Raw genomic sequence first — 25,466 nt, forward strand, 5'->3', positions numbered from 1 at the left:
GGCTTCGTTCCTGTGATCATTGCGCGGAAGCATTCAGCAATTCTTGTGCCAGCGAAAGCGCAGTTGATTTCCGTCGGCTTTCCTTGTCGTAGCGCGCGGACTTCGCACAACGCTGCAAAAATTGCCCGGCAGTTTCATCCCGTCGCGCGATTGTGCGGCGCTCGCGCCTGAGTTCGTCCCGGATGGAGCGCAACGCGATCTCGGGGCAGCTCGCGCGATGAGGTTGTGCTCCCGGATTATGGAAGCTGGCGTCGGCCAACTGAGCGGCCGCTTCCCCTTGCCCCCGCCGGCGGCAATTTAGGTCAGAAATCTACCCCTTTTGGGTACCTTGCACGAAGCTTGGAGTGCCGCATAATCCAGACACTTACCTGAAGGTATTCGGCTCGCGCTTCGGCCAGGCAATTGCGTAACGCGCTCCTCTGAGTGGGAGAATTGCAATGCCCGTGTTCAACTTGCCGTACTGGTTGATGATTGCAGGCTCCGCGTTGGTATTGGGCGGACTCATTGGCTTAGGGGTCAGCCGCAACAAGCGGGTTGAGAGCGATCCCATTCTGCTCCCGGGCGATTTGACGGCATGGCGAGCCGAGGGATCAGAGAACTCGGATCTTGCGGCTGCCCGGGATTCGCACAGGTAGGCACTGATGGCTTGCACCCGTGGCCAATTCTGCGGAGCAAACTCTGGAGAGAGACATGGCCCTGCATTTTACTCGCGTCGAGACTCCGGTGAACGCACTTGAAATCTGGATGGCGTGCAGCAGCGGATTTTCGTTTGTGATCAGTAACGAAAGCCGCACCGGTCCTGGCCTTCATGGAAAGCCGGGCCTGGTTGCCTCATGGCGACCCGTCGAAGAAAACAAGTCCGCGATCAAGCTTGGCGGCTCCCCCTTCAGTACCTTCGCCGAGGCCGAGCGGGCCTGCGAGGCCCTCCTGGAAGCACTCGAGCAGATGAGCGCATCGCAAACTCCGACGAATGCGGACTCACCGCAATAAAGCAAAAGTTCTGCTTCGTCGGGGCATCGAATCCCGCGGCGCCGGATTGCGCTGGCGTCTCACATCCCGCTCAGGCCGCTATCGACCGCGAGCGTTTGCGCGGTGACGTAGACGCTTTCATCCGACAGGAAGAACAGTACGGCATAGGCGATCTCCCATGCAGTCGCCTGGCGGCCGAAGGGGACGTGGCCCTTGCCGCGCGAGGGGCGGCCGGCGCCGGCTTCGCGGCCGTTGGGGGTATCGACGAGGCCGGGATAGACGAGATTGGCGCGGATGCCGCGGCGCGATCCGAGATGGGCGATGTTGCGCATCAGGCCGCCGAGCGCGGCTTTTGAAGAGTCGTACACCGCCATCTGCGATCCCGCTTTCAGCGCGGCGATCGAGGAGATGAAGACGATGGCGCCGCCATTGTCGAATTTCGGCATCGCCGCGCGGCAACAGAGCATGGGACCGCGGACGTTGACGTCGTAGATCCTGTTCCACTCCTCGGGACTAACGGCGTCGAGCCCAGTCTTGCCGAAGGTGCCGATGTTCAGCACCATGCCGTCGAGGCCGCCCATGGCGCGATGAGCCTCCTCGATCATGCCCTGGACGTCGGCCTCCGACGTCACGTCGGCCGCAATGGCAAAACCCTCGCCGCCTTCGTCGGTGATGTGCTTGACGGTCTGCCGGGCAGAGGTGTGGTTAAGGTCGGCCACCGCCACCTTCGCGCCCTCGCGTGCGCACAAGATGCTCATGGCGCGGCCATTGCCGATCGGATCGGTGGCCGCATCGAACACGCGCTGGCCGCCGCCGACGATCAGGATGCGGCGCCCTTTCAGGCGCTCCCTGCCCGGCGCCTCGCCCAATGACTCCGCGCTCGGCGGACGGACGTAGCGTTCCGGCTTGCTCTCGATTTCCGCCATCTCAGCCGCCCTACTTCCTGCCGCCGTCATAGACCTTCATGCCGGCCGCGGGATCGAGATCGGTCTCGGTCGCCTCGGTGAGGCGCGCCATCATCATGTAGAAGCCGAGTGCGACGATGGATTCGACGATCTCCTGGTCGCTGAAATGTTTTCGCGCGACAGTGAAGGTCGCCTCGGGCACGCGAACATTCTCCACCACCTCTCGGCCGAACTTCAGCAAGGCACGCTCAGCCTCGCTTAGCGCGGCGGCATCGTAGTCGCTGCGCTCGACGGCATCGATCTGGCCTTGCGTGCAGCCGACGCCGAGCGCGATCGGCACGTGCTGGCGCCATTCATAGGCGCCGCCTTCGAGCTGCGCCGCCTGGAGGATCAGCAGCTCGCGGTTGACCGCTGAAAGCTTCTGCTTGTGCAGGATCGAATTGCCGAGCCGCATCGCCGGGATCATGTTGGCCTCGGCATGGGCCATCATGCGAAAGATGTTGAGCTTGACCGGCATGCGGTCGAACGAGGCGCGGATGTCGCCGCCCGTCGTCTCCGGATCAATCAGGGGCAGCCTTGCCACGCGTCTCTCCCTTGGGTTTTCGTTTCTTGTTGTCTTCGTCGTTGCCCGCCGCAATCAGCGACAGGAAGAAGGCGAGATAGCGGTCGATCGCCTCGATCACATTCGGCCGTGGCGAGGGCGTCGCGCCCATCACGTAATGCTCGAGGCGGATATAAATCAGGCCGGCCGCGAACAACCGCGCGGTCTCACGGGGATCGGGCGTCTTGACCAAGCCCGCAAGCGCAAAGCCGCGGAAGTAATCGGTCATCATGCTCTGCTCGCGCGCGTAGAAATGGTCGGCGAATTTGGCGCGGATACCCGGCACGCGGTTACGCTCGGCCGTGATGACTTTCTGGAACTGATGCTCGCGCGGGTCGGACCATTGCTCGACGAGATCAAGCGCGAACTGGCGGCAAAACGCAGCGGGCTGGCGCGCGAGCTGCTTGTAGCGCGGCTCTTCCAATCGGCTCGCCGAACTGGCGGGGCCGTGCTCGGCCACGATCGCTTCGAGGATCGCGGCCTTGCCGGAGAAATGATTGTAGAGGCTGCTCTCGCGGATACCGACGCGCCGTGCAAGCTCGCGCATCGAGGCGCCGCCATAGCCGCTCTGCGCGAACAGATTGAGCGCTTCGGAGAGGATGCGCTCGCGGGTCGTGGGCGCAGCCGCTTCCGCCGCGCTGGAGGTGTGGACAGCCATATGGCTTGACTAACGAACGATCGTTCGCTAGTCAACCGTACGAACGATCGTTCGTTTCGCCAGTCTGGCGGCAACGATCGCGGCCCGCAAGTCCGCTTCGGGCGCTGTTCTCGCGTTTCAACTCCGCTCCAATGAGAGGCGGAGAGCGATTTTGGGGAGACGACCTCATGGCGCGCTTTGCCCGCCTTTGCCTTCGTGCGGCCTGCATCCTGTTGCCGCTGCTCGCAGCCGGCACCGCCTCTGCCCAAAGCAAGTACGATCCCGGCGCCGACGACAAGACGATCAAGATCGGCACCACGGCGCCGCTGAGCGGACCGGTCTCGGCCTTCGCGCAGATCGCGAAATCGGCGGAGGCCTATTTCCGCAAGGTGAACGACGACGGCGGCGTCAACGGGCGCCGCATCCAGATGATCATCGCCGATGATGCCTACAGCCCGCCGAAGACGGTGGAGCAGACGCGACGGCTGGTCGAGAGCGAGGAGGTGCTGCTGATCTTCGGCGGCGTTGGCACGCCGACCAACAGCGCCGTGCACAAATATCTCAACGACCGCAAGGTGCCGCAGCTCTTCCTGGGCTCTGGCGCCGCGAAATGGGACGATCCCAAGAACTTTCCGTGGACCGTCGGCTGGCAGCCGACCTATCGCGACGAGGCGATCGCCTACGCCAAATACATCAAGGCGAGCCATGCCAATGCGAAGATCGGCGTGCTCTACCAGAACGACGATCTCGGCAAGGATTATCTGAAGGCGTTGGAGGAAGGGCTCGGCAGCGGCGAGGCCATTGTCGCGCGCGCGGCCTACGAGACCTCGGCACCGACCGTCGACACCCAAATCCTGCAACTGAAGACTGCCGGCGCGGAGGTCGTGCTGGTGGCGGCGACGCCGAAATTTGCCGCGCAGGCGATCCGCAAGATCGGCGAGATCGGCTGGAAGCCCACGACCATCATCTCCAACGTCTCGGCCTCGATCAGCGGCGTGCTGGAGCCGGCCGGCAAGGACAATTCCACCGGCGTGATCTCCAGCCAGTACCTGAAAGACGCCACCGATCCCGCATCGAAGGACGATGCCGGTTATAAGGAATGGCTGGCGTTCATGGACAAGTACCTGCCCGACGCCAACAAGAGCGACTGGCTGAATGTCTATGGCTACACCATCGCGCAGACGCTGGTGACAGTGCTGAAGGCCTCAGGAAACGACCTCACCCGCGCGAATGTGATGAAGCAGGCGACGACGCTCAAAAACGTGCGCCTGCCGATGCTGATCAACGGCACAGCGGTCAACAATTCGCCCGAGCATTACACGCCGATGACGAGCCTTCAGCTCATCCGCTTCGACGGCACGCGCTGGGTGCCGTTCGGCGACCTCCTGAAGAACTAAAGCATGCGGCAGGTCAAGATCGGCAGCATGCGGGTGGATCTCGTCAGCGAGATCCCTTCGCTTGCCTTCGACAAGACTTGGCTGTTCGCCAACGTCACCGACGCCGTGATCGCGGAGAACCGGAGCTGGCTCGATCATCGCTATATCGAGCCGGAGACCGGCCGCTTCATCCTCAGCCACCACTCCTATCTCGTCCGCACGCCGCGCTGGACCGCCATCGTCGACACCTGCTGCGGCAATCACAAGCCCCGGCCGCGCGTTCCTGTGTGGAACAACCTCAACCAGCCTTACCTCGCAAACATGCGGGCGCTCGGCGTCGCCCCTGAAGAGGTCGACTTCGTGATGTGCACGCATCTGCATGTCGACCACGTCGGCTGGAACACGCGCCTCGTGGACGGCCGCTGGGTACCGACCTTCCCCAGGGCGCGCTATCTGATGGCACGCGCCGAATATCGTCACTTCGAGGCAGCGCACAATGCCGCGCCGAAGAACCCCGTGAACCACGGCTCGTTCGAGGATTCCGTGTTGCCGGTGGTCGCCGCCGGCCTCGCCGAATTGGTCGAGACCGACCATCGCCTGTTCGACGATCGCGACGCCGCCCTGCGCTTCGCCCCAGCACCCGGCCACACCGCCGGCAACATGCAGATCCACCTCAATGGCAGCCACGATCATGCGGTGATGTCGGGCGACGTCATCCACCATCCCATCCAGTGCGCCGCGCCGTGGCTGTCGAACGCCGCCGACGTCGATCCGGCCGCCGCGGTCGCGACGCGGATGGCGCTGCTGGAAGAGCTCGCGGACACGCCGAGCTATCTCCTCACCGGCCATTTTCCAGCGCCGACCGCCGGGCGCGTGATCCGGCACGGCCATGCCTACAGATTTCGTTTCGAGGATTAGGGGAATGCCATCATGATGCAGCGCACCGTCACGCTTTCGTTTCTCGCATTGCTGTCGATGGCGCTGCCATCGCACGCCGAAGATCCCGCCGTCTACCCGACACGCAAGATCAGGATGCTATTGCCCTACGCGGCCGGCGGCGGCGGCGACGTCGTCGGCCGGCTGCTCGCCGACAAGATGGGCAAGACGCTCGGACAGAGCATCTATATCGAGAACCACACCGGCGCTGCCGGCACGCTCGGCACGCAAATGGTCGCGACTTCTGCGAATGACGGCTACACCATCACCGTCGGCGGCATGACCACGCATGTGCTGGCGCCGGCGATCTATCCGAAACTGCCCTACGATTCGATCAAGGATTTTACGACGATCGGGCGCGTCGGCGTCTCCTCGATCATTCTGGTGGCGACCAAGGGTTTTGCCGCCAATGACATCAAGGGCCTGATCGCACTGGCCAAGAAGGGCGAGGCGATCCAGTATGGCAGCTGGGGCATCGGGTCGACCGGGCAGTTCTGCGCGGAAATCCTGATGCAGCAGACCGGCATCAAGATGGAGCACGTGCCGTTCAACGGCATCGCAAAGCTCGCCGGCGACCTGCTCGGCGGCCACATCTCGCTGGCGACACTCGACGTGGCGACCGCAACGCCGCTGGTGAAGGACGGTTCGATCAAGGCGCTGGCCGCCTGTGGCGAGCGCTCGCCAAGCCTGCCCGATATCGCGAGCTACAAAGAACAGGGCGTACCGTTCGACCGCAGCCTGTCCTGGGCGATGTATGCGCCTGCGGGTCTCGCGTCGCCGATCGCACAGAAATTGTCGGTGGCGCTGAAGGACGCGCTCGGCGATACCGAGGTGAAGGAGAAGCTTCTGGGGCTCGGCATCACGCCTCAATTCGTGCCGGGCGACGAGCAGCGCGACATCAACGCCCGCGACATCGCGGCCTGGAAGCAGGTTGCCAAGGATGCGGGGATCGAAGTCAAGTGAGCAACACGACAACAGGAGCGCGGGCATGAGCCGCATCTTCGGCGCGGTGCGCCAGAACGGATATGTGGTGCGGGATATTCACGCCGCGATGAAGCACTGGATCGAGGTGATGGGCGTCGGTCCCTGGTACTACATGGACCGCGTCAAGACCGACTGGTTCCGCCATCGCGGCCGGGATTCCGCGGTCGAGATGAGCATTGCGCTGGCCAATTCCGGCGATCTTCAGATCGAGCTGATCCAGCAGCGCAACGACGCCCCCTCGCTGTACAGGGAGTTCCTCGACGCCGGCCACGAAGGCCTGCAGCACATGTCCTACTGGAGCCATGACTACCGGGCGCTCTACGACAAGGCGATCGGGCTCGGCTACAAGGTCGGCCATGAGGGCCAGATCGGCGGCGACAGGGGGCGCTTTGCCTATTTCGACACGCAGGCCCACCCGGGCACGGTGATCGAGATCTCCGACATCAGCGGCACCAAGGGGCCGTTCTTCGAGAAGGTCCGGCAGGCAGCCATGACCTGGGACGGAACGCGGGCGATCCGCGAGGTCGGCGGAGCGAAATCGTAGCTCCGATCGCCGGCTTGCGCCAGGAAGAGGCTGCTGGTGTAGTGAGACCACATCCATGGTAGCATGAAGCTCGTGTCCGAACCTTCAGCGAGGCAAGCATGTCCGACACTGACAAGGTTTTTGCCGGCTCGATTCCGAAAATCTACGACGAGTATCTCGTCCCGCTGATCTTTGCCCACTACGCCGCCGACATCGCGAAGCGTATCGCGGCTCTTTCCCCGTCGACGATACTGGAAACCGCGGCAGGTACCGGCGCCCTTACGCGGGCTGTGACCGCGGCGCGGCCTCCCGGCATCCGTTACGTCGCAACCGATCTCAACGAGCCGATGCTCGCGATCGCGGCGCAGCGCCAGGGTGAGGACCCGCGCATGACATGGCGTCAGGCGGATGCCACCGCCCTGCCCTTTGGCGACGCCGCGTTCGACGCGGTCTGCTGCCAGTTCGGCGTCATGTTCTTTCCCGACCGTGTCAAAGGCTATGCCGAGGCAAAGCGGGTATTGCGGCCGGAAGGCACGTTCGTATTCAACGTCTGGGACCGCATCGAGGAGAACGTGTTCGCTGATGACGCCACCGCCGCGCTCGGAAAACTGTTTCCCGATGATCCGCCCCGTTTCATGGTGCGAACGCCGCATGGCTATCACGACAAGGCCATTATCAGAGTCGACCTGGAACAAGCGGGCTTCCGCCACATCTCGATCGAAACGCTTGCTGCGGTGAGCCGCGCGCCGTCGGCCGAGTATGTGGCGTTCGCATACTGCCAGGGAACGCCGCTTCGAAACGAGATCGAGGCCAGGGATGCCAGCAAGCTTCAGGCAGCAACCGACCTCGTCGCCGAGGCGCTCCGATCGCGCCATGGGTCCGGAGCGGTCGAAGGCAAAATTCAGGCGATCGTGATCGAGGCGCGGTAGTAGGTGCGGGCCCTCAGCGCAGGTTTGCGCGAAGCTCGCGCACGCCGCGTCCAAGCCGTTCCCGCAAGAGCGTCCGGAGCGTCGCGCCGTCCTCATAGCCGACCTCGGCGGCGATCGCATCGACGTCGAGACCACTGCCATGCAGCAGCGACTGCGCGCGCTCGACTCGCAGATCCTGAAAGTAGGAGAGCGGAGACTTACCGAGCACCGACTCGCACCGGCGCTGCAAGGTGCGTGCGCTCGTCGCGAGCGCACTGGCAGCGTCCTGCAGCGAAAACCCTTGCTTGAGATGCTCGCGCGCCCAGCGCTCGAAACGCTGGATGAGCGGATCGGCCTGCGCGAGGTGATTGGGAATGATGAAGGGCGCCTGCAGGGAGCGCAGGTCGGCGAGCAGATAACGCGACACGACGGCCGCGAGCTCGGGGCTCGCCTGGCGTATGAACCACAGCGCAAGATCGAGATGCCCCATCGCAGCGCCCGCCGTGACGACGCGGTCCGATGTCACCAGCATGCGTGTCTCATCGAGACGAACATTGGGGTAGCGTTGGCGAAACAAGGGGGACAGCCACCACGTTGTGGTCGCGTCCCGTCCATCAAGCAGCGCCGCCTCCGCCAGCACGAAGGTACCGATGCAGGACGCGGCGATGCGCGCGCCCTCGGCGTACCAGGACTGGAGCTGTTTCACTGCCTCTCTGACATCGCGCCGGTCGAGCGCCGGAATCAGCTGTTCCGGCCGGCTGGTATTCAACGCCGGCACGATGACCCAGTCCGGCTTCAGATCGGACGTTACCGATTTGACGGGGATCGCAAAGCCCTGCCCGGATCGGACCTTCTTCCGCACGCCGACAATTGAGACATCGAAATGGGGCGCTCCGCCCGTTTGGGCGGCTGCGAAATTGTTGGCGATCGTGAACGCATCGAGCGTCACGGTCAGCCCGGTGTCCCAAAATCCCTCCAGGGCGAGCAATTGAATGCGCATGGCGGAAACGCTCTCAAAGTTGTCGTTTACGACAATACCGTTCGAACGGAAGCAAGCCTAGCTTGCGATGCAACGGCAACCGGAACGAATTCCTTCATAGCGATCGATAGATAGAAGCAATCATCTGAATAAACAACGCTATTCCAGATGCGCGCTCTAGGAAGCTATGGCGCAAACGCCTCTAAAAATGGCGTTTCTGCCAACATTGCGAGAGGTCCTTTTGATCCGATGCCGTCCACTGACAACCAGCAATCCAAAGGAGCCCACATGAAAGTCATCGCCATCGGCACCATCGGCAAGGCACCGACACCGGAGCAGCGGCAGCAGATCATGCCGAGGGAAGTGCCGGCCACGCTCAAGCTGTATCTCGACGGGAAGATCGAGCAGTTCTGGTTTCGCCAGGACAAGCCAGGCGTGGTCTTCCTGATGAACGTCGAATCCATCGAACAGGCCAAGGCGACCGTGGAAGCATTGCCGCTCGTCACCGACGGCTTCGCCACCTACGAGCTGATGCAGGTGGGTCCGCTCGCGCCGCTGGGCATGCTCATCCAGGGCAAGTGACCGCGCGTCGGGCCGACACGCGACGCTTCCATCAACCTTCCGAACCGGCCCGCATCGCCGCCGTTCCACGGCGGCGATGCAACGTGCGGCAAATCGCTGCCGGCGAAGCATGACTAAATGAAGAGCGTAAACCTCGTGACATGGAGGATTTCAAATGAAGCTTACACTCGCTGCCGGTCTCCTGGCATTCGCCCTGTGCCTGACCTACGCCGTCCCCGGACGCGCGCAGTCACCCACGCCACCGACACCGACCACTCGCATTCTTGCAATCGGCACGATCAACCCCGGCGCCGATGCCGCGGCCGCGCGCGCCATCCTGCCGACGGAAGTGCGCGAGACGGTGAAGCTCTATCTCGATGGCAAAATCGACCAGTGGTACTCGCTGCAAAATCGTGTCGGCGTCGCGTTCATCCTGAACGTCACGGATATCGCGGCCGCTCATGACATGCTCGAAAAGCTGCCCCTGGGCCAGGCTCATCTCATGAGCTTCGAGCTGATCCCGCTTGGCCCGCTCAATCCGCTTCGGCAGTTGCAGGGCATGTCGACGGGTCCACAGTAGACAGCCGGAATGCCCGTCGTCGGCGCCGCTGCGGTCGCCGACGACAGCTATGTTCAGCTCAGGCGACGACGGCGGCCCAACGCGTGCGGCGTCCTACCAAAAGCCCCGCTGCATCGGCTGCGCCGGCTGATAATACTGATACTGGCCGCGGCGGCGCGGATTCACGGGCTGCGGGTTCGGCTGCTGGAAGAAGAAGCCGAAGCCGTTGCCGCCATTGCCCCAGCCCTCGTCGCTTGCCATTTCCATCGGGGGCGGCGCGGTCGGCTTGCGGGTGATGAAGCCACCCTGCGGATGATTGCTCAGCACCGCGACGAACTCGGTGCGGTAGTTGGTCTCGGCGCTCAGCGGCTCGTCGGAGATGATGATCGACGAACGCGGCAATGCCGTCGGCCCGACGCGATCCCAGACGTCCTGCGGAATGGTGATGCGGTCGAGCGCGTCCTTGGCGTTGTCGCTGTCCTCGATCGTGACCACGCTCCAGCGCAGGCTGGTATCGGTCTTCGCCATCGCGGTGAAGATGTGCGTGCCGAGCGGCTGGTCGGGATTGCGGATGGTGACGGGCACCTCGATGCTGGTGTCGAACACTTCGCCGCCGCCATCCGGCGCCGGCTTGTGCGTGTTCCGCCGCACGTAGAGCTTCTGCGTCGCGCGGCTGATGTAAACGGACACCGGCTCGAGGGCGAGCTTGGCGTCGGTTGCAGCCGTCACGGCGTCGGCCTTCCTGCTTGCCGCGACCTTTGCGGCCTCCTTGGTGACAGCAACGGCGTCGCGCTTCGGCTGCGCGGCGGCCTTGGCGGCATCGAGCGCCGACGCAGCGTCGGCGGCCTTGGTCGCAACCTTCTGCTTCAGCTCCTCGGCCTGCGCCCGCGCCTGATCGGTCTTGGCGGCCGCGATCTTCTTGTCGGCGAAGGCGAGCTCGGAATCGGCCTTGGCCTTCTGCTGTTCCAGCTTGCGCAGCGACGCGGGAAGCGACGCGGCCTCCTTCGCGGCCGCGGCCGCAGCCTTCTTGGCCTCGGCGGCAGCCTGGACCGCCTCCTCGGCTTCAGCGGAGAGCTTGTCGGCCCGGCCCGGCACGGCCGCGATGGCCTCGCGCTTCGGCACGAACAGCGAGGGATGAGTGAAATCGATCGGGGCCGCGTCGTTCGGCGAGATGATCACGCGCATGCCGATGTTGGTCTTGTCGAACAGCCCCTCGGCAAAGCCGAAGGGCATCCGCACGCAGCCGTGCGAAGCGGCATAGCCCGGCAGCGGCCCGCCATGCAGCGCGATGCCATTCCAGGTGATGCGCTGCATGTTGGGCATCCAGGCATCGTCATACATGGTCGAGCGGTGGTCCTTGTCCTTCTCGACGACGGCGAAGACGCCGGCCGGCGTCTCGCGTCCCGTGGTGCCGGTGGACACCGGCGCGCGCAGGATCCAGCCGTCGGAATCGTAGAAAGTGACCTGCTGGCTCTTGATCGACACGATCGCCATGATCGGCTCGCCGGCCTCGCGCGGCGCCACCGCCTCGGCCGGCTGGCGGGCCTGCTTGGCCGCCTCGGCGCTTCCGATCAGCGCCGTCAGGGCAACGGCCGTTGCGAGCACAGCAAGTCCGGGGGGCCGCCAACGCCGCATCGCCGTGGTGGATTGCGCCGTCGTCATCAGGTCTTTCATGCCATTCCCCGGTCCAGTACCAGTCCGCGCCTTCCGTCGATCACGTCAGATTGCGATCTTTGGATTAAGAATTCCCAGCCACCTTGCGTTCCGTATCCGGCAATATTCGGACCTATCAGGCGGCAAATCTCTCATATACGAGGGCTCGCGCAGGCGGAAGGTGGCCTGGGGCCGGGGCTGGCCCGGGGCTGGTCACGAATCGCTGCGGCACAATGTCCGGCTAGGGGGTTCGGCGCCCGATCAGCCGTGTCATTGCAGCGCCGAACAGGCCGAACAGCGCATACACCATGAGCGGCAGAGCGTGCGCGGCAGCCTGCCCGACCGGTTCGTGCTCCACGATCAGCAGGACCGCGAACACGGTAACGCTCAGGAGGACGCAGATGAGGGCAGCGGCAAGACCCAGCTTGCGCAAAACGAAAGCAAAGTCGGTGGCGGTCATGACCGTATCCGGGGCGAAGATGAACAGACCTACGCTAGGCCCGCCCGAGACCGCAGGATGTGACCGTCATCACAGAGATGCGCGACGGTTCCTGAACACCGGCCGGCTCAAGACGCGACCCCGACCGCCTTGCTGTCGACCGCGGCCTGGATTTCCGCATCGCTCAGGCCGGCCTCGCGCAGCACCTCACGCGAGTGCTCGCCGAGGCGCGGCGCCATGCGATGGATGCCGGCCGGGCTTTCCGAGAATTTCGTCGCGGGCCGCGCCTGCCGGATTCGGCCTTCCGAGGGATGATCGATATCCGCAAACAGCGCGACGGCGGCGAGATGCGGCTGCTCGCCGATCTCGGTGAGCCGGGCGAAGGCGGTGTGCGGCACGTCCAGCCGCAGCAATAGCTCCTCCCACTCCGCGGTGGTGCGGGTCGGCCCGATCTCGCTCATGCGGTCGTAGACTTTGTCGATGTTCTGGGAACGAAGCACGGGATCGCGCACCCCGAGCTCCTCGATCAGTTCGGGGCGGCCGACAGCCTCGAAGAAGGCGCACCAATTGTCTCCGGAGTAAGGCAGCATCGTCAGCCAGCCGTCCTTGGTCTGCACCGGGCGCCGGTTCTTCATCCGCTTGTAGCCGGTCGGGCCGATCGGCGGATCGAACGCGTGCCCGCCCAGCATCTCGATACTGTTGAAGCCCGCGATCGTTTCCAGCATCGGCACCTCGACCATCTGGCCCTGCCCGCTGCGCTCGCGCCGGAACAGAGCCGCAGACACCGCACCGACCATCGCCATTGCACAGATCTTGTCGCCGATCAGGCTCGGAACAAATTCCGGCTCCTCGTCCGATCCGATCGATGACGCAAGGCCTGAAGCCGCCTGGATGATTTCGTCGAATGCAGGGCGCGCTGCCCACGGCCCGTCCTGCCCGAAGCCGGTCGCCGCGGCGTAAATTAAACGCGGATTGAGTTTTGCGCAGGCTTCATAACCGAAGCCGAGCCGCGCCATCGCGGCGGGTCGCACATTGGTGACGAGCGCATCGACCGTCGGGATCAGTCGCGCCAGCGCCGCCTTGCCGTCGGGATGCTTCAGGTCGAGCGCAAGGCTGCGCTTGTTGCGGTTGACGGCCATGAACTGGCCGCTCATGCCGCGGTTCCGGAACACGCCGGTGTAGCGCCAGGTATCGCCCGCGGGCGGCTCGACCTTGATGACATCGGCGCCCCAATCGCCGAGCATCTGCGCGGCGTAGGGGCCGAACAGCACGCTCGTCAGATCGAGAACGCGGATACCGCTGAGGGGGCCGGTCGGTGTCATCGTCGTTTCACTGTGGTTGGAGGAAGCAACTGCGGGACAAGACAGGCGGGCAGGACAGGCGGGCAAGGCTGGTGCCAGCCCGTCCGTCACATTGACGTCGATCCTATTCGCCGATCACGTCGCCGAACAGCTCCCAGGACTTGCCGTTGAAGCGCGCCATCTGCAACTGCCGGATAGGCGTCACCTGCTCGGCCGAGGTGTTGAGCTTGATGCCCGGCAGCAGCATCGGCAATTCGACATCCCTGAACGACTGCGTCTGCTTCATCAAATTGGCGCGCGTGAGGTCGTTGCCGGCGCGCTGCAGCACCAGCTCCATCATCTGCGCCATGGTGTAGCCGGTGACATTGAAGATGTCGGCCGGATCAGCGCCCGAATTGTACGTCTTCATCCAGTCGCGCCAGGCCTTCATGCCGGGATCATCGGCCCAGCGCGGATCGCCGGGATCCTTCTGGAAGGCGCCGGTGACGATGCCGACAGCATTATCGAGCCCGGCCGGCACCAGCACGGAGCCGACCGAGTTGGAGACCGCCGGCAGAATGATCTGCGGCTTCCAGCCGAGCTCCGCGATCTTCTTGATCGCCTGCGCTGCGAATTTCGGCGTGCACTCGTTGAAGACAACATCGGCGCCGGCAGCCTTGAACTTGACGATCTGGGAGTCCACCGTCGGATCCGATGTCTCGTAGGTGGCCTCCGACACGATCTGGTTGACGTGCTCCCCTAACCCTTCCTTGAAGCCGGCGAGATAGTCGCGCCCGGGATCTTCGTTCGGCGTGATGACGGCGATTTTGGCATTCGGCTTGTTCGCAACAATCCACTTGGCATAGATGCGGCCTTCCGTGCGGTAGGTCGGCTGCGAACCGGTGGTCCAGGGAAAATGCTGCGGATCGTTCCAGCGGCTGGCGCCGCTCGACGGGAACAGCTGCGGAATCTTCTTGGCGTTGAGGTATTTCTGCGCGGCGATGTTGGGACCGGTGCCGAGCATCGAGAACATCGCCAGCACCTCGTCACTCTCGGCGAGGCGCCGCACCTGCTCCACCGTCTTCGCCGGCGAATAGGCGTCGTCCATGCTGAGGAGCTCGACCTTGCGGCCGTTGATGCCGCCCTTGTCGTTGAGCATCTTGAAATAGGCGATCTCGGCGCGGCCAATCGCGGAATAGGCGGAAGCCGGTCCCGAGTAGGGCATGGTCTGCCCGAGCTTGATCGACGTGTCGGTCGCGCCGGTGTCGTAGTTTCCGGCCGTCGCGGCCGAAGCTGCGCCCAGCGCCCCAAGCAGAGCAATGACTCCACGGACCAGTTGTCTTCCCGGCATGCTCGGCATCTCCTTCCCAGGCAAGACGCATCGACGCGCGAGCTCACAGGCTGCCGCCGGCGCCCTCCACTTTCTTCTTGGTTATCATCGGCCGTATCGATTGCGATGCCGGCGAGCGCGACGATACCTTGATTATGAAGCGTGAGATGTAGCGAAGAATTCAGATGCGTATGCGCAGCTTGCAGCCGTTCTATTTTGCGCGCGCGTCACACGACAATGTGAGCGTCAGACTTCGAGCCACGCGTCAGACCTCGAGCCATTCCTGGCGCACGGCGGCATTGGCCTTGAGCTCGTCCGGCGTCCCCTCGAACACGACGCGGCCGTGGCCCATGATGTAGACGCGCTTCGAGATCCGCATCGCGATCGAGAGCTTCTGCTCGACGAGCAGGATTGCGACGCCGGCCTGCGCGATGCGGGCGATGAGATCGCCGACCTGCTGCACGATCAGCGGGGCGAGACCTTCGGTCGGCTCGTCGATCATGATCAGGTCCGGATCGCCCATCAGCGTCCGGCAGGTGGTGAGCATCTGCTTCTCGCCGCCCGAAAGCACGCCCGCGGCCGTATCGGCGCGCGCGGCGAGATTGGGGAACATGTCGAGCATGTCCTGGAGCCGCCATTTGCCGGGACGGCGCGTGTCCTTGACGCCGAGCAGGAGGTTTTGGCGAACCGTCAGGCTCGGGAAGATATCGCGATGCTCAGGGACATAGCCGAGGCCGAGGCGCGCGATCTTGTGGCTCGGAAGGCCGGCGATGTCCTTGCCCTTGAAGCGGATCGTGCCCTGCGGCGCGACCTCGCCCATGATCGCCTTGACCGTGGTGGAGCGGCCGACGCCGTTGCGGCCGAGCAGGCTCACGACCTCACCTGCGGCGACATCGAGGTCGACGCCCTGGAGGATGTGGCTCTTGCCGTAATAGGCGTGGAGATCCCTGACCTCGAGCATCAGTGCGCTTCCTCGCCGAGATAGGCTTCCTTGACCTTCGGGTCGCGCCGGATCTCTTCCGGCGTGCCCGATGCGATGATGTGGCCGTAGACCAGCACGGAGATGCGATCGGCAAGGCCGAACACCACGCTCATGTCGTGCTCGACGATGACCAGGGTCTTGCCCTCGGTCAGCCGCCGGATCAGCGACACCGCGCGGTCGGTTTCGGCGTGGCTCATGCCGGCGGTCGGCTCGTCGAGCATGACGACCGTGGCCCCGCTCGCGATGGTGATGCCGATCTCGAGCTCGCGCTGCTCGGCGTAGGTGAGAAGGCCCGCCGGAACATCGCGGCGATGGGTGAGATGAATGTCGTCCAGGATCTGGGCCGTGCGCTCGCGCACTTCCGGCAGGCTGTCGACGTTCTTCCAGAAGGCGTAGCGATGCCCCGTCGCCCACAGCACGGCACAGCGGACGTTCTCCCAGACCGACATGCGGGCGAACACGTTGGTGACCTGGAACGAGCGCGACAGGCCGCGCCGGTTGATCTCGAACGGCCGCAGGCCGGAGATCACATCGCCGTTCAGCTTCACCTCGCCCGAGGTCGGCTTGATGTGGCCGCTGATCAGATTGAACGTCGTGGATTTCCCTGCGCCGTTCGGGCCGATGACGGCGTGACGCTCGCCTTTCGCGACGCTGAGGTTGAGGTCGCGGATGATGCCGACATTGCCGAAGCGTTTTTCGACGGCGCGGACTTCGATGGCTGCGCTTTTTCCGGGCACCGCTCCGCTCATGCCAGATACCGCTCCGCTCATGCCAGATACCCCCGGTCACGGGCGACCGTCGCAGCCCTGTCCCACGCGTCCGCGATCCTCCGCCAGGTCAGCCGCGCGACGAACGCGCCGCCGACGACGAGGACGGCTGCGGCAACCCACGTCACCGGGGATTTCGCATTGAAGGGAATGCCAAACAGGTTGATCGGGTCGCCGCCGGAATAGCGCGCGACCGTCTCGATGGTGAGGATGACGCCGCAGGCGAGCGCCACGGTCGGCACAACAGCGACGAGATAGGACGGGATCACCGTCCACAGCGTTCCGGCGCGAACCAGCGGCCGGTGCATCATCAACAGGCCGGCGATACCGCCCGGCGCGAACATCACGATGCCGATGAAGATGATGCCGAAATAGAGCTGCCAGACACTGGTGAGGCCTGTCAGCCCGAGCTGGAGATAGGTTACCAGGATCGCGCCGAGGATCGGCCCGAAGAAATAGGCGATGCCGCCGATGAAGGTGGAGAACAGCACCAGACCGGACTGGATCGCACCGAGCAGCGCGGAGTTCGCGATCTCGAAATTGATCGCGGTCAGTCCGCCGGCGACGCCCGCGAAGAACCCGGCAAAGCAATAAGCGAGATAGCGCACGACGTGAGGATCGTAGCCGATGAACTGGACACGCTCGGGATTGTCGCGGACGGCATTGCTGATCCGCCCCAGCGGCGTCCGCGTCAGCGCGTACATCGCAATCGCCGACAGCACCAGCCAGAACGCGATGACGTAATAGACCTGAACCTGCGGCCCGAACGACCAGCCGAACATCTTGGGCAACGCCGTGCGATCCGTTGTGATGCCGGCTTCGCCGCCGAACACCGAGCGCAGGATCAGCGAGGACGACGCCACCAATTCGCCGATGCCGAGCGAGATCATCGCGAACACGGTGCCGGCGCGCTTGGTCATGACCCAGCCGATGATGATCGCGAAGACGAGACCGCCGATCCCGCCGAACAGCGGAATGAACGGCAGCGGGATCGGCCAGCCGTGCGACACCACCGCATTCATCATGTGGCAGGCCGCGAAACCGCCAAGACCATAGTGAACGGCGTGACCGAACGACAGCAGGCCGGTCTGGCCGAGCAGGATGTTGTAGGAGAGCGCGAAGACGATCGCGATGCCGATCAGGCTGAAGGACGTCAGCGAGCCGCCGGAGGAGAAGATCAGCGGCAGGACGATCAGCGCGGCGATGCCGATCAGCCAGACGCCGTAGAAGCGCAGGCCGTCGCCGGCGGGCTTCGATGTCGAAATCGGTTTGGCGGTCATGACTCGCGCGTCCCCATCAGGCCCATGGGGCGAACGATCAGAATGAGCACCAGCAGCATATAGGGAACGATCGGCGCGACCTGCGCGATCGTGACGTTCCAGATGTCGGTGAGGACCGACGGTCCCGTCGACGGATCGAGCGGTCCGAACGCACTCGCCAGCGAGCCGTTCAGCGCCACCGCAAAAGTCTGCACCAGGCCGATGACGAGCGAGGCGATGAAAGCGCCCGGCAAGGAGCCGAGGCCACCGAACACGATGACGACGAACAGGATGGGCCCGAGTGCCGCGGCCATGTCCGACTGCGTCACCAGGGCCGGACCGGCAATGACGCCGGCAATGCCGGCGAGCGCGCTGCCGACACCGAACACCACCATGAACACGCGCCCGACATTGTGGCCGAGATGCCCGACCATATGCGGATGCGTCAGCGCCGCCTGCACGATCAGGCCGACGCGGGTGCGCTTGAGCACGACCAGCAGCGCCACGAAGATCACGACCGACATGGCCAGCATGAAGAGCTTGTAGGCGGGATAGTTGGTCGAGAAGATCGTGAAGGCCGGGAAGTCGAGCAGCGCCGGGACGCGATAGTCGACCGGGCTCTTGCCCCAGATCATCGACACGATTTCTTCGATCGCAAAAGCCAGACCGAAGGTCAGCAGCAATTCCGCGACATGGCCGTGCTTGTGGGTGTTGCGCAGGCCGTAGCGCTCCACCGCCATGCCGATGGCGCCGACCAGCAGCGGCGCCAGCACCAGCGCCGGCCAGAAGCCGATCCACTTGGTGAGCTGGAAGCCGAAGAAGGCGCCGAGCATGTAGAAGCTGGCATGTGCGAAGTTGAGCACGCCCATCATGCTGAAGATGACGGTCAGCCCGCTCGACAGCAGGAAGAGCAGCATGCCGAACAGCACGCCGTTCAGGGTCGAAATGACAATGAGTTCAAGCACAGCGCACTCGTCTCTGACCGGGGCCTGATGGCCCCGGTGAACATCGCCCAATCAAGAATAGTCCGGCCACCGCCTTCCCGCGACCGATGTCGGCCGCGGGAAAACGACGGATGTCGTGATTACGGCCGCGCCATCTTGCAGGTCGTGGAGACCATGGCCTGCGGCGTGTCGACCTTGGAGACGAGGTGCCAGCCCCAACCGGTGCTTTCCTCGTCGAACGGCTCGTTCTCGGTCAGCTTGCCGAAGGACGAAATGTAGATCGGCTGAAGGAACTGGTGGTCGTCCTTGCGCATGATGCCGGTGCCGCCGTCCAGAACCTCGAACTTCAGGTCCTCGAGCGCCGCCGCCACCTTCACAGGATCGATCGAGTTGGCCTTCTCGGCCGCCGCCTTGAACATGCGCATCTCGTTGACCGCACGCGGGTACCAGAGCGACAGATTGACCTTGGCGCGGAACGCCTTCTCGTAATCCATCGCGGCCTTGTTGCCGGAATTCGCAAAGCCTTCAGTGATCTGGAAGACCTGATGATCGAGACCGGTCTGCTTGACGGCAGTGGGGCCGCCGGCGCCGCCGGCATAATAGGTGTACCAGTTGACCTTCAGGCCGGCGTCAGCGGCAGCCTTGAGCAGCAGCGCGAAGTCCTGGCCCCAATTGCCGGTGACGACGCTGTCGGCGCCGGACGCCTTGATCTTGGCGATATAGGGCGAGAAATCGGTGACCTTCAGCAGCGGATGCAGCTCGTCGCCGACGATCTGGATGTCGGGCCGCTTGGCACCGAGCATCTTGCGCGCGTCGGAGCGGACGGACTGACCGAACGAATAGTCCTGGTTGATCAGGTACACCTTTTTGATCGAGGCGGTGTCCTTCATGTAGTTGGTGAGCGCCTCCATCTTGATGTCGGAGCTCGCATCCCAGCGGAAATGCCAGTAGCTGCACTTCTCGTTGGTCAGGCTGGGATCGACGGCGGCGTAGTTGAAGTACAGCACTTCCTTGCCGGGATTGCGCGTGTTGTTCTTGGTGACGAAATCCGACAGCGCCGCGCCGACGGATGAGCCGTTGCCTTGCGTGATGTAGTGGACCCCGGCGTCGATCGCCTTCTGGGCCTGCACCAGGCTCTCCTGCGGATTGGTCTTGTTGTCGAGCGGCACGATCTCGATCTTGTGGCCGAGAATGCCGCCCTTGGCGTTGAGCTCGTCGGCAAGATACTGGAATGTCTTCAGACCACCCTCGCCGACGCTGGCGCCACCGCCGGAGAGCGGATCGATGTAGCCGATCTTGAGAGTGTCCTCAGCCGACGCGGCATGACCGAGCATCGGGGCGATCACGGCAATGGCCAAAGTGAGCTTGCGCATTTTTTCGTTTCCTCGCTGGCTATCGACTTTAGTCGATGGGCTTTTTGCGCATGTTGCAGCGCAATTGCAGATCCCTAATGAGCAGAACGAACTTTGATTTTCAAGCTCGGCGAGACATGGCTCCGGCCATCGTTATGAAATGTGAAGGCGGCTGCCCGTCTCGCCGGCAGCTTTCCGCGACGAGGAATAGAACGCAAGCGGAAACTCGCCTGCGCGGGGCGCCCGACGACGCAGGTGTCGCAGCCGTCTACAGGCTGCGATAGTCCGCGATTCCCGACAGGTCTGGCGTGAATCCGAGCCCCGGTTCCTCGCCGAGGACGATCGTACCATCAGTGACATTGGCAACGGCACCGCAGAACCGGTCGCGCAGCGGATTGTCGTTGGCGTCGACCTCGAGCCAGCCGTCGCCGCCGATGCCCGCCAGCAGATGCGCCGAGGCGAGCAGTCCGATGCCGCCGCCGAGATAATGCGGGCAGAACGTCTTGCCCGCCTTCAGAATGTCGCGCGCCAGGCCAGCGCACGCGCTCAGCCCGCCCCATTTCGCGATGTCGGGCTGAACGACGCCGAGCACGTCTTCGGCCAGGACGTCCTTGAATCCCTCGACGCTCGAAATGTTCTCGCCGGCGGCAATCGGCATCGTCGCGCACGCCCGCAGCCTGCGCCATTCCTCGCGCCGCCGGTCGGCCCGGATGGGCTCCTCCAGCCAGCGCAGATCGAACGCGGCCAACCGCGGCAGCATCTCCAGCGCCTGATCGACCGACCAGCCCTGATTGGCATCGGCGGCGAGCATGCCCGCACCGACGATCGCGCGCAGCGCGGCCAGATTGGCGAGATCGGTCTCGGCACCGAAGCCGACCTTCAGCTTCAACGCGCGATGGCCACGCGCGAGCGCGGCTTCGGCCGTCTGCGCGGCGCCGCCCGGATTGATCCCGCTGGCATAGACCTTGATCCTGCGCGACTGCGCACCGAGAAGCCGCCACAGCGGCAAGCGCTGCCGACGCGCGGAGAGGTCCCACAGCGCGAGATCGATGCCCGAAATCGCCTGCGCGAACGGACCGGGCTCGCCGCATTGAAGCGCGAGCACCTCGGTGCCCTTGGTCAGAGCCTCGAAGGCCTGAGCAGGACCGTCGAACTTGCGCCCGACGAGGCCGGGCGCAAGCACTTCATTGACAAGCCGGGCACGGTGCTCGGCGCCCGGTGCAGGAAAGTTGGACCAGGCTTCACCCCACCCCTCGACACCGTCCTCGTCCATCGCGCGAACGAAGATGGCCGGGCGGGTGAGCATCTTGCCGAACGACGTCACCACCGGCGTCGCCAGGGGATAGCGATAGCAGAAGGCCTCGATCGAGCGGATGGTGAAGCTGCCTGTCGTCATATTGCAGGTCCTGCGACCGAGTTGAGACCACGCGGGACCGTTACCATCTCAGTAGACGCGCGCGAAGTCACCTTCCTGCTTGATATCAGCGAACGCCGGGAAGCGCGCCTTCCACGCCGTGCCCTTGGCCGTGGTCAGCTGATTGAGCCGTTCCAGCACCCCGAGGCCATCCTTGCGCAGGCTGGCCGACACCGCTGCGCGGTCCGGAAAGTTCTTCAGGACGGCATCCAGCCAGATGGTGCGGCCCGCCAGGAAGCCGCTTGCGCCTGCGGCATAGGAGTAGTCGAGCACGCGCTCGAATTTTTCAGGCGCAGCGCCGCCCGACAGCAACACCCAGGGGATGCTGCGTTCGCGGCAGATATCACCGATCGCATCGAACTCCTTCTGCGCGGCCTTTGCTGCCGCGCCGCCGTCACGCGCCGGCAGGCTGTTGGCTGCAAGCGGGCTCTCCAGCTTGAGAAGATCGACGCCGTATTCAGGCTTGGCGAATTCGCGCACGCTGTCGATGACGAGGCCCGGGAGCTTGCCGGGCGATTCCACGTAATCGGCCGTGTGATTGGCGCTGCCGAGGAACGGGTAGACCAGCAACTCGAGCACGTACGGGATATCGTGACGGGCGCAGTCTTCGCCGATTTCGCGCACGAAGCGCTTCTGGTGCTCGTTCACGGCGGCATCGGCGTCCGGCCTGTACCAGGCCAACACCTTGACGGCGTCGCCGCCCATCGCGCGGATCTTTTCCACGCTCCAATTGGTGATCGCGCGCGACTTGCGGCCGCCCGCGGTTTCCTCAACGCGGTGCTCTTCCAGCGTCATGATCAGGCCGCAGCGCGGCGGCAGCAGATCAATCGCGGCAGGCACTGCGAAGTTCGGGTCGAACAGCATCGAGCTGCAATGCGGCGCGAGGTTCTCGACCAGGAGACGCTTGGCCGCCGTGACGTCGGAATATTCGACCTGGTCCCGCGTGATCCCCTTCGCCTTCGCGATGGCATCGAACAATGGCGGCCGCTGATCCAGCGCGACCATGCGAAAATGGCCATCCGCGTCAGCAAGCCGTGCCAGGCCGCGGTTCTTTCCAATCGTTCTCATGGCTTCGTCCTCATGAATACAAGACACTCGTTGATATCGGGGATTCCGTTACGACCGCCGGCGTGGCGGCATTTCATGGCGGCCGTCGCCGCCGAGAACGCCATGGCGGCGCGCACGTCGAGGCCGGCGCCGATCGCGAGCGCATAGGCGCCGTGGAAGACGTCGCCCGCGCCTGTGGTGTCGACGACGTCGACGGCGTAGGCCGCCTGCCGGTGCAGCTGGCCGTTCTCGTACCAGCTCACGCCACCCTCGCCGCGCGTGACGGCGACGACGCGGCAGCCGAAACGCGCAAGGGCTGTGAGAGATTTATCTTCGGCCGAGCCGGCAAAGGCGGCGAGCGCGGGCTCGGAGAAGATGGCGTGGTCGGTCAAGGGCAGCAGCCGTTCGAATACCTCGGCATCGGCCATGTCGCCGTCGAGCACCGTCGGAATGCCGCGCGCCCGGGCTTCCCGGAACAGCGTCGCAGCTCCCTCCACCCAGCGCGGATCGGCCAGCACGGAGGAGGCGCGCGCGACGGCTTCGAGCGGAAGCCAGTCTGCGGTTTCCGGGTAAAGGCCACGGAAATTCACGATCTGCCGCTCGCCGGAGCTGTCGACGATGACCCCGGACACGGACGAGCGGCCATCGGGAAACAGCCGGAAATTCTCGACATCGACGCCTTCAGCCGTGAAGGCCGATTTCATCTCATGGCCGGCGGCGTCATTCCCTGCCCGCCCCCAGAACGCGATGGATGCGCCGAGCTTTGCCACGGCCACGCTCGCATTGGCGGCCATACCGCCGCCGAGCGTGCCGTACTCGACCGCCTTGATCTTCTCGCTTCCACCCGCGAACGGCCGATCGACGCGCCAGACCTGGTCGAGCGCGGACAGGCCGAGGCAGATCACGTGCACGGGCTTCGTGCCGGACGCGAGGTCGGCCAGCGCCGAGAGATCGTCGATGTTTGCCGACGCACTCACCGCAAGACCTGTCCGTTGGATGCAGCGAACAAATGCGTTTTGCCCGGCTGCGGACGCAGGCTTAGGCGATCGCCGACCTTCGGCCGCAGCGCCGGATCGACCCGCGCGATGGCGGAGCCGCCGGCGACATCGAAATGGATCAGCGTGTCCGAACCGAGCGGCTCGACCAGCTTGACGTTGATGGCGATGCCATCGGCAGCATCAGTGGCGATGGCAAAGTGTTCGGGGCGAATGCCCACCACGGCGTTGCCGGCCTTGCTCAGGCGGCCAGCGGTCTCGCCGTCCAGTGGCACCACCGTTCCGCCCTGCGACAGGATCGCGCGCTCCTGACGCCATTCGACCGGGAAGAAATTCATCGCGGGCGAGCCGATGAAGCCGGCGACGAACTGGTTGGCGGGCCGCTCGTAAACCGTCTCCGGTGTATCGTATTGCTGGATCGTGCCGCTCTGGAGCACGACGATCCGGTCGGCCATGGTCATGGCCTCGATCTGGTCATGTGTCACGAAGACCATGGTGGTCTTCAGCTCCTGCGACAGCGCCTTGATCTCCGCCCGCACCTGTCCGCGCAGCTTCGCATCGAGATTGGAGAGCGGCTCGTCGAACAAAAAGGCCTTGGGATTGCGTACGATGGCGCGGCCCATGGCGACGCGCTGGCGCTGGCCGCCGGACAACTCCTTCGGCTTGCGATCGAGATAGGGCTCGATGTGCAGCAGTGCGGCCGCACGCTTCACGCGGGCGTCGATCTCGGCCTTCGGCGTGCCCCGCAGCTCCAGCGCAAACGACATGTTGTCGTAGACTCGCATGTGCGGGTAGAGCGCGTAATCCTGGAACACCATGGCGATGTCGCGCTGCGCGGCCTGCACGCCGTTGACGCGCTTGTCGCCGATATAGAGATCGCCCGACGAAATCGGCTCGAGGCCCGCGATGACCCGCAGCAAGGTCGACTTGCCGCAGCCGGACGGGCCGACGAAGACCACGAACTCATGGTCCGCGATCTCCAGATTGAGATCGGGGATCACGGTGAAATTGCCGTAGCGTTTGGTGAGGTTGCGGATCGAGATCGAGGCCATGATCGCTCAGTCCAGCGCCAGCACGGGCTTGATCAGTTCGCCCTTGGCGAAGCGGGCGAAATTTTCGGGCAGAGCCTGTAGGCCGAACTCGCCGTCGACGAGGACGCGGTACTCGTCCTTGTATTTGCGCAGCAGCTCGACATTCGGCTCGAAATCCGAGACCGGGAAATAGAAGGTCCGGATCATGTAAAAATCCTTGCGGCGGAAGACCTTGCCTTCCTCGATGGTCCAGGGCGCGGCGTTCTCGCCGACCAGCACCAGCGCGCCGCGCGGCAGGACCAGCTCGATGCCGAGGTTGCGCGCCGCATGGGCGCCGGAGCATTCCATGATGAGGGCGAAGCGCTTCGAAGTGTCGCCGACGGGATGCGCCTTTGCGCCAAAGGACCGCGCGATCTTCAGCCGTGCCGCGTTGGGATCGGCAACGTGGATGTCGTCGTAGCCGAGCGCGCGGAGCGCCAGCACGACGCCAAGACCGACCGGCCCCGCGCCCATCACGAGGACCGGCCCGGCCTCATTCGGCGGCACGACGCGGCTGACGAAGCGCACGGCGTGGCCCGACGTGCCGATGGTGTCGAGTAGCAGCGGCGCAAGGCTGTCCTCGATATCGTCAGGCACCGGCAGCAAACAGTTTTCCGGCACCGGCACATATTCGGCATAACCGCCCGGCCTGTTCCAGCCGATCAGGCTGGAGACTTCCAGGCACATCTGGGTATCGCCGCGCTTGCAAGCGGCGCAGTGGCCGCAGTGCAAGGGGATATAGACGGCGCAGCGGCGACCGTGCAGGCGATGACCGGGCTGCTCGACCACGCCAAAGATCTCGTGGCCCGCAGTGAACTCGGCGCCCTTGTGCCAGAGCTTGAAGTCGGAGCCGCACAGCGCGGTGCGCGAGACGCGGACGAGCACTTCACCTGTGCCGACATTGGGCATCGCGATGCGCTCGATGGTGATGCGGTCATTGCCGTGGAAGACCGCGGCCTGCATGATCGAATTCGGACGGGGCGACACGTTCATTTC

The 25,466-nt window shown here is 64.4% G+C and carries 27 protein-coding genes; 8 read left to right on the forward strand and 19 right to left on the reverse strand.

The window, feature by feature from the left end; genetic code table 11:
• Positions 1–16 precede the first annotated feature (16 nt).
• A complete protein-coding gene (locus OWC48_RS37510) occupies positions 17–259 on the reverse strand; it encodes a hypothetical protein (protein ID WP_282524500.1) in 243 nt (80 codons plus the stop codon).
• 431 nt (positions 260–690) lie between these two features.
• Between OWC48_RS37510 and OWC48_RS37515 the strand changes: the two genes are divergently transcribed.
• Complete coding sequence (locus OWC48_RS37515) at positions 691–990, forward strand: hypothetical protein (RefSeq protein WP_282524501.1); 300 nt, start codon at positions 691–693, stop codon at positions 988–990.
• Between the two features lie 59 nt (positions 991–1,049).
• On the opposite strand, the gene OWC48_RS37520 is transcribed toward OWC48_RS37515, so the two are convergent.
• From OWC48_RS37520 to OWC48_RS37530, 3 genes are read right to left on the reverse strand one after another with little or no spacing between them, the layout of a single operon-like run.
• On the reverse strand, positions 1,050–1,925 hold the full coding sequence (locus tag OWC48_RS37520; RefSeq protein ID WP_404979862.1) for an SDR family NAD(P)-dependent oxidoreductase: 876 nt from the start codon (positions 1,923–1,925) through the stop codon (positions 1,050–1,052).
• A complete protein-coding gene (locus tag OWC48_RS37525; protein WP_282524503.1) occupies positions 1,906–2,457 on the reverse strand; it encodes a carboxymuconolactone decarboxylase family protein in 552 nt (183 codons plus the stop codon). Before OWC48_RS37525 ends, OWC48_RS37520 begins: the two co-directional genes overlap by 20 nt.
• Positions 2,435–3,133 (reverse strand): TetR/AcrR family transcriptional regulator, encoded by a 699-nt coding sequence (locus OWC48_RS37530; protein ID WP_282524504.1) that lies wholly within the window; start codon positions 3,131–3,133, stop codon positions 2,435–2,437. Before OWC48_RS37530 ends, OWC48_RS37525 begins: the two co-directional genes overlap by 23 nt.
• Positions 3,134–3,300: 167 nt before the next feature.
• On the opposite strand from OWC48_RS37530, the gene OWC48_RS37535 reads away from it, so the two are divergent.
• The 5 genes from OWC48_RS37535 (at position 3,301) to OWC48_RS37555 (ending at position 7,860) form a co-directional block, all read left to right on the forward strand.
• Entirely contained in the window at positions 3,301–4,509 is a 1,209-nt protein-coding gene (locus tag OWC48_RS37535; RefSeq protein ID WP_282524505.1) for an ABC transporter substrate-binding protein, read from the forward strand.
• 3 nt (positions 4,510–4,512) lie between these two features.
• Positions 4,513–5,406 carry an MBL fold metallo-hydrolase gene (locus tag OWC48_RS37540; RefSeq protein ID WP_282524506.1) on the forward strand — a complete coding sequence of 298 codons (894 nt, stop codon included), beginning with the start codon at positions 4,513–4,515 and terminating at the stop codon, positions 5,404–5,406.
• Between the two features lie 12 nt (positions 5,407–5,418).
• Positions 5,419–6,387, forward strand: coding sequence for a tripartite tricarboxylate transporter substrate binding protein (locus tag OWC48_RS37545; RefSeq protein WP_282524507.1), 969 nt, complete (start codon positions 5,419–5,421; stop codon positions 6,385–6,387).
• 25 nt (positions 6,388–6,412) lie between these two features.
• Entirely contained in the window at positions 6,413–6,952 is a 540-nt protein-coding gene (locus OWC48_RS37550) for a VOC family protein (RefSeq protein WP_282524508.1), read from the forward strand.
• Between the two features lie 98 nt (positions 6,953–7,050).
• Complete coding sequence (locus OWC48_RS37555; RefSeq protein ID WP_282524509.1) at positions 7,051–7,860, forward strand: class I SAM-dependent methyltransferase; 810 nt, start codon at positions 7,051–7,053, stop codon at positions 7,858–7,860.
• 13 nt (positions 7,861–7,873) lie between these two features.
• Here OWC48_RS37555 and OWC48_RS37560 read toward each other — a convergent pair whose 3' ends face one another.
• Positions 7,874–8,839 (reverse strand): GlxA family transcriptional regulator, encoded by a 966-nt coding sequence (locus OWC48_RS37560; protein WP_282524510.1) that lies wholly within the window; start codon positions 8,837–8,839, stop codon positions 7,874–7,876.
• Positions 8,840–9,106: 267 nt separating this feature from the next.
• On the opposite strand from OWC48_RS37560, the gene OWC48_RS37565 reads away from it, so the two are divergent.
• Together OWC48_RS37565 and OWC48_RS37570 are read left to right on the forward strand one after the other, a co-directional pair.
• The gene (locus OWC48_RS37565; RefSeq protein WP_282524511.1) at positions 9,107–9,400 is read left to right on the forward strand and encodes a hypothetical protein; all 294 of its coding nucleotides are present in this window, start codon (positions 9,107–9,109) and stop codon (positions 9,398–9,400) included.
• A gap of 154 nt (positions 9,401–9,554) precedes the next feature.
• Positions 9,555–9,959, forward strand: coding sequence for a hypothetical protein (locus OWC48_RS37570; protein ID WP_282524512.1), 405 nt, complete (start codon positions 9,555–9,557; stop codon positions 9,957–9,959).
• Positions 9,960–10,052: 93 nt separating this feature from the next.
• Here OWC48_RS37570 and OWC48_RS37575 read toward each other — a convergent pair whose 3' ends face one another.
• The 14 genes from OWC48_RS37575 to OWC48_RS37640 form a co-directional block, all read right to left on the reverse strand.
• The gene (locus tag OWC48_RS37575) at positions 10,053–11,612 is read right to left on the reverse strand and encodes a L,D-transpeptidase (RefSeq protein ID WP_282524513.1); all 1,560 of its coding nucleotides are present in this window, start codon (positions 11,610–11,612) and stop codon (positions 10,053–10,055) included.
• A 220-nt stretch (positions 11,613–11,832) separates the two neighbouring features.
• A complete protein-coding gene (locus tag OWC48_RS37580) occupies positions 11,833–12,051 on the reverse strand; it encodes a hypothetical protein (RefSeq protein WP_282524514.1) in 219 nt (72 codons plus the stop codon).
• 107 nt (positions 12,052–12,158) lie between these two features.
• Positions 12,159–13,352 (reverse strand): CaiB/BaiF CoA-transferase family protein, encoded by a 1,194-nt coding sequence (locus OWC48_RS37585; protein WP_028158959.1) that lies wholly within the window; start codon positions 13,350–13,352, stop codon positions 12,159–12,161.
• A gap of 103 nt (positions 13,353–13,455) precedes the next feature.
• Positions 13,456–14,670, reverse strand: coding sequence for an ABC transporter substrate-binding protein (locus OWC48_RS37590; RefSeq protein WP_404979863.1), 1,215 nt, complete (start codon positions 14,668–14,670; stop codon positions 13,456–13,458).
• Positions 14,671–14,905: 235 nt separating this feature from the next.
• Positions 14,906–15,601, reverse strand: coding sequence for an ABC transporter ATP-binding protein (locus OWC48_RS37595; protein WP_282524516.1), 696 nt, complete (start codon positions 15,599–15,601; stop codon positions 14,906–14,908).
• The gene (locus tag OWC48_RS37600; protein WP_063985356.1) at positions 15,601–16,371 is read right to left on the reverse strand and encodes an ABC transporter ATP-binding protein; all 771 of its coding nucleotides are present in this window, start codon (positions 16,369–16,371) and stop codon (positions 15,601–15,603) included. The genes OWC48_RS37595 and OWC48_RS37600 overlap by 1 nt, the downstream gene beginning before the upstream one ends.
• 17 nt (positions 16,372–16,388) lie before the next feature.
• Positions 16,389–17,669: a branched-chain amino acid ABC transporter permease gene (locus OWC48_RS37605; protein WP_282524517.1), complete on the reverse strand. Its 1,281-nt coding sequence runs from the start codon at positions 17,667–17,669 to the stop codon at positions 16,389–16,391.
• On the reverse strand, positions 17,666–18,613 hold the full coding sequence (locus OWC48_RS37610) for a branched-chain amino acid ABC transporter permease (RefSeq protein WP_282524518.1): 948 nt from the start codon (positions 18,611–18,613) through the stop codon (positions 17,666–17,668). The genes OWC48_RS37605 and OWC48_RS37610 overlap by 4 nt, the downstream gene beginning before the upstream one ends.
• A gap of 119 nt (positions 18,614–18,732) precedes the next feature.
• Positions 18,733–19,965, reverse strand: coding sequence for a branched-chain amino acid ABC transporter substrate-binding protein (locus OWC48_RS37615; protein ID WP_282524519.1), 1,233 nt, complete (start codon positions 19,963–19,965; stop codon positions 18,733–18,735).
• Between the two features lie 247 nt (positions 19,966–20,212).
• Complete coding sequence (locus OWC48_RS37620; protein ID WP_282524520.1) at positions 20,213–21,340, reverse strand: mandelate racemase/muconate lactonizing enzyme family protein; 1,128 nt, start codon at positions 21,338–21,340, stop codon at positions 20,213–20,215.
• Positions 21,341–21,388: 48 nt separating this feature from the next.
• Positions 21,389–22,426, reverse strand: coding sequence for a tagatose 1,6-diphosphate aldolase (locus OWC48_RS37625; protein ID WP_282524521.1), 1,038 nt, complete (start codon positions 22,424–22,426; stop codon positions 21,389–21,391).
• A complete protein-coding gene (locus OWC48_RS37630) occupies positions 22,423–23,382 on the reverse strand; it encodes a sugar kinase (protein WP_282524522.1) in 960 nt (319 codons plus the stop codon). The genes OWC48_RS37625 and OWC48_RS37630 overlap by 4 nt, the downstream gene beginning before the upstream one ends.
• Complete coding sequence (locus OWC48_RS37635) at positions 23,379–24,452, reverse strand: ABC transporter ATP-binding protein (protein ID WP_282524523.1); 1,074 nt, start codon at positions 24,450–24,452, stop codon at positions 23,379–23,381. The genes OWC48_RS37630 and OWC48_RS37635 overlap by 4 nt, the downstream gene beginning before the upstream one ends.
• Positions 24,453–24,458: 6 nt before the next feature.
• Positions 24,459–25,463: a zinc-binding dehydrogenase gene (locus OWC48_RS37640; protein WP_282524524.1), complete on the reverse strand. Its 1,005-nt coding sequence runs from the start codon at positions 25,461–25,463 to the stop codon at positions 24,459–24,461.
• Positions 25,464–25,466 lie beyond the last annotated feature (3 nt).

This window comes from Bradyrhizobium sp. Arg816, assembly GCF_029989365.1.
Taxonomy (GTDB): domain Bacteria; phylum Pseudomonadota; class Alphaproteobacteria; order Rhizobiales; family Xanthobacteraceae; genus Bradyrhizobium.

What these genes read in the sequence shown, in the direction of transcription:
- OWC48_RS37515 (WP_282524501.1), top strand. Translation starts at nt 691, where the DNA reads ATGGCCCTGCATTTTACTCGCGTCGAGACTCCGGTGAACGCACTTGAA.
- OWC48_RS37520 (WP_404979862.1), bottom strand. Translation starts at nt 1,925, where the DNA reads ATGACGGCGGCAGGAAGTAGGGCGGCTGAGATGGCGGAAATCGAGAGC.
- OWC48_RS37530 (WP_282524504.1), bottom strand. Translation starts at nt 3,133, where the DNA reads ATGGCTGTCCACACCTCCAGCGCGGCGGAAGCGGCTGCGCCCACGACC.
- OWC48_RS37535 (WP_282524505.1), top strand. Translation starts at nt 3,301, where the DNA reads ATGGCGCGCTTTGCCCGCCTTTGCCTTCGTGCGGCCTGCATCCTGTTG.
- OWC48_RS37540 (WP_282524506.1), top strand. Translation starts at nt 4,513, where the DNA reads ATGCGGCAGGTCAAGATCGGCAGCATGCGGGTGGATCTCGTCAGCGAG.
- OWC48_RS37545 (WP_282524507.1), top strand. Translation starts at nt 5,419, where the DNA reads ATGATGCAGCGCACCGTCACGCTTTCGTTTCTCGCATTGCTGTCGATG.
- OWC48_RS37550 (WP_282524508.1), top strand. Translation starts at nt 6,413, where the DNA reads ATGAGCCGCATCTTCGGCGCGGTGCGCCAGAACGGATATGTGGTGCGG.
- OWC48_RS37555 (WP_282524509.1), top strand. Translation starts at nt 7,051, where the DNA reads ATGTCCGACACTGACAAGGTTTTTGCCGGCTCGATTCCGAAAATCTAC.
- OWC48_RS37560 (WP_282524510.1), bottom strand. Translation starts at nt 8,839, where the DNA reads ATGCGCATTCAATTGCTCGCCCTGGAGGGATTTTGGGACACCGGGCTG.
- OWC48_RS37565 (WP_282524511.1), top strand. Translation starts at nt 9,107, where the DNA reads ATGAAAGTCATCGCCATCGGCACCATCGGCAAGGCACCGACACCGGAG.
- OWC48_RS37570 (WP_282524512.1), top strand. Translation starts at nt 9,555, where the DNA reads ATGAAGCTTACACTCGCTGCCGGTCTCCTGGCATTCGCCCTGTGCCTG.
- OWC48_RS37575 (WP_282524513.1), bottom strand. Translation starts at nt 11,612, where the DNA reads ATGAAAGACCTGATGACGACGGCGCAATCCACCACGGCGATGCGGCGT.
- OWC48_RS37580 (WP_282524514.1), bottom strand. Translation starts at nt 12,051, where the DNA reads ATGACCGCCACCGACTTTGCTTTCGTTTTGCGCAAGCTGGGTCTTGCC.
- OWC48_RS37585 (WP_028158959.1), bottom strand. Translation starts at nt 13,352, where the DNA reads ATGACACCGACCGGCCCCCTCAGCGGTATCCGCGTTCTCGATCTGACG.
- OWC48_RS37590 (WP_404979863.1), bottom strand. Translation starts at nt 14,670, where the DNA reads ATGCCGAGCATGCCGGGAAGACAACTGGTCCGTGGAGTCATTGCTCTG.
- OWC48_RS37595 (WP_282524516.1), bottom strand. Translation starts at nt 15,601, where the DNA reads ATGCTCGAGGTCAGGGATCTCCACGCCTATTACGGCAAGAGCCACATC.
- OWC48_RS37600 (WP_063985356.1), bottom strand. Translation starts at nt 16,371, where the DNA reads ATGAGCGGAGCGGTGCCCGGAAAAAGCGCAGCCATCGAAGTCCGCGCC.
- OWC48_RS37605 (WP_282524517.1), bottom strand. Translation starts at nt 17,669, where the DNA reads ATGACCGCCAAACCGATTTCGACATCGAAGCCCGCCGGCGACGGCCTG.
- OWC48_RS37615 (WP_282524519.1), bottom strand. Translation starts at nt 19,965, where the DNA reads ATGCGCAAGCTCACTTTGGCCATTGCCGTGATCGCCCCGATGCTCGGT.
- OWC48_RS37620 (WP_282524520.1), bottom strand. Translation starts at nt 21,340, where the DNA reads ATGACGACAGGCAGCTTCACCATCCGCTCGATCGAGGCCTTCTGCTAT.
- OWC48_RS37625 (WP_282524521.1), bottom strand. Translation starts at nt 22,426, where the DNA reads ATGAGAACGATTGGAAAGAACCGCGGCCTGGCACGGCTTGCTGACGCG.
- OWC48_RS37635 (WP_282524523.1), bottom strand. Translation starts at nt 24,452, where the DNA reads ATGGCCTCGATCTCGATCCGCAACCTCACCAAACGCTACGGCAATTTC.
- OWC48_RS37640 (WP_282524524.1), bottom strand. Translation starts at nt 25,463, where the DNA reads ATGAACGTGTCGCCCCGTCCGAATTCGATCATGCAGGCCGCGGTCTTC.